This is a genomic window from Pedobacter sp. (genome assembly GCF_035317785.1).
Taxonomy (GTDB): Bacteria; Bacteroidota; Bacteroidia; order Sphingobacteriales; family Sphingobacteriaceae; genus Pedobacter.
Map to the genome: position 1 here is coordinate 1 of NZ_DATHGC010000244.1, position 2184 is coordinate 2184.

Annotated in this window: 1 protein-coding gene and 2 pseudogenes; all 3 read right to left on the bottom strand. The window is 48.4% G+C overall.

Translation table 11 applies throughout. The annotated features are described in order from the left end of the window. A pseudogene (locus tag VK541_RS14925) lies at positions 1-355 on the bottom strand (hypothetical protein); the annotation flags it as partial. Positions 356-380: 25 nt separating this feature from the next. Next, positions 381-1709, bottom strand: coding sequence for a RagB/SusD family nutrient uptake outer membrane protein (locus VK541_RS14930; protein ID WP_324371118.1), 1329 nt, complete (start codon positions 1707-1709; stop codon positions 381-383). Between the two features lie 36 nt (positions 1710-1745). Then, positions 1746-2184: pseudogene (locus tag VK541_RS14935) on the bottom strand (TonB-dependent receptor); the annotation flags it as partial.

The window sequence follows — 2184 nt, forward strand, 5'->3', positions numbered from 1 at the left end:
CCCGCAGCCAGTAATAAAGCACAGTGTATTCTTTACGTGCTGCATCAATCCTGCTCCATATTGCTGCGCCTATGGCGGCGATGAGGGCAAACAAGCCCCAGTTGGCAAATGTTCCGCCGTACCATTTGGCCGTCTGGTCATCTGCGAAGAACTGCGGCTGGTATTTGGTCAGTTCGAACAGGTCGTGAAAATGCAGGTGCAGCCAGTTGATGGAAAACAGCTTTTGATAAAATTTCCAGTCGAGCGGAATGATCTGTATGACCAGGAAAATAAAGAAAAACCTGAACAGGTTCTTCTCGTATCCTTTCCATTCCCGGAAATTCTGCTTGTTGTCTTGATTTAAAGTTTCGCTCATGATCATATCTGTTTATGGTGAACAATTAATTTTTACCGTAGCCGGGGTTCTGAACCAGCGAGGGATCGGCAAGGATCTCTCCCGCGGGGATCGGGAAAATGTATTTATTGGGGTCGCTGAGGTTAAAGACAACCGGCGCCCGGCCTGTCCTTACGATATCAAACCAGCGGAAAGGCTCCAAAGCAAACTCGACACGTCTTTCATTTTCCAGGGCCAGCAGCAGATCGGCTTTGCTAAGCCCCTGTGCAAGCGCTGTTACGTTTGCCCTTGTCCTTACTGCATTGATGTCATCGGCAGCACCCATCAGGTCGGGTGCTGTTTTCAGCAGCCTTGCTTCTGCCCTGTTCAGGTAAATTTCCGCGGTTCGGATCAGGTAGGCGGACGAGGTATTGGTCGGATAAATCCCGCCGATAAATTGTCCGGCTGCGTTTTTAACGGAAAGCAGTTCCCGGTCACCGCCTGCAGCAGGATCGTTTAATAGGTTGTGGATGACGGCTTTCGGCTCCAATGCCCTGTTGCTGGTATTCCATTGGGAATATGCGGCGTTTACATCATTTACGCTGTAAGACAGTTCCATGACAGATTCTGAAGTACCCGCAGCAAGGGCAAAAGGCTTGATCAGTTTGTAAGCGGCATTGCTTAAAACAATACTTGCATCAGTCTCTGCCTGTTCATAGTTTTTGAGGTACAGATAAAGCCTTGCCCTCAATGCATTTACAGTAGATTTGGCCACCCTGTTTCTCAGCACTGTGGCTGGCAATAAAGGCTCTGCCTTGTTCAGGTCTGCCAGGACCTGCGCATATACTTCGGCTTGTGTGCTTTGTTTTACACCAAGCTTATCGGCTACGACCCTGGTCGGCGTTAAGAAGATCTGTGCGTTACCGAAGGTGCGCGCCAGGTCAAAATAAGAAATGGCACGGATGAAATAGGCTTCGCCGAGCAGCTGGTCACGCAGTGCTGTGGTGAATTTGATGTCATTTACCGCCGGTACTTTTTCTATAATGTGGTTGGCCCGGTTGATCGTATTGTAAAAATTGCCCCAGTAGGCAGACAGGAAGGCGATGTCTGAGCGCAGATCGTAATTGATCACGTTGAGGTCGGTTTGTGCGTTGTTCAGCGATTTGATGTCGCCGCCTGACTGAAGAATTGTATTCTGAAAACCACTGCTGTAATTCAGACTGGCCAGCGAGCGGTACGCACCCCTCACCGCAGCCTCAGCAGATGATTTATCGTATATGGTATTTTCATCGGGGATGGTATCATAAGGGGTTTCTTCCAGAAATTTCTTGCAGGAAACCGAGAACACGCTGATCAGGAGAATAAGAAAGAGCAGTGTTTTATGTGGAGTATTCATGACCGTAGTATTTGAAATGTTTTAACTGATCGGGTTTTAAAATGTGATGTTTGCCCCAAACTGGATTCCTCTTGGCTGGGGCGGGGTAGCGGTGTCCAAACCGTCAAGGTTTTGACCTGAACTACCCGAACTTTCAGGATCTGCACCGCTGTATTTGGTTTCGATCCACATATTGGTACCCAGTGCATATAGTCTCACTTTGCCTAATCTTGCTTTGGAGGTAATCGAAGAAGGGATTGCATAGCCTATGCTGGCTGTTTTTAACCTGATGAATGAACCATCTTCCAGATAACGGCTGTTCTGTTCAATGTTATAATTGTTGCCCACACTGGTCACACGCGGCGTATTGGTGATGTCACCCGGTTTTTGCCACCTGTTGAGCTGGCTGGCCAGTATGGACCTGGAAGCATCCCTTGTGCCGCCGCCTTCCAGTATGTATTTGTTGAAGTTGAAGACTTTGTTGCCATACTGGTAG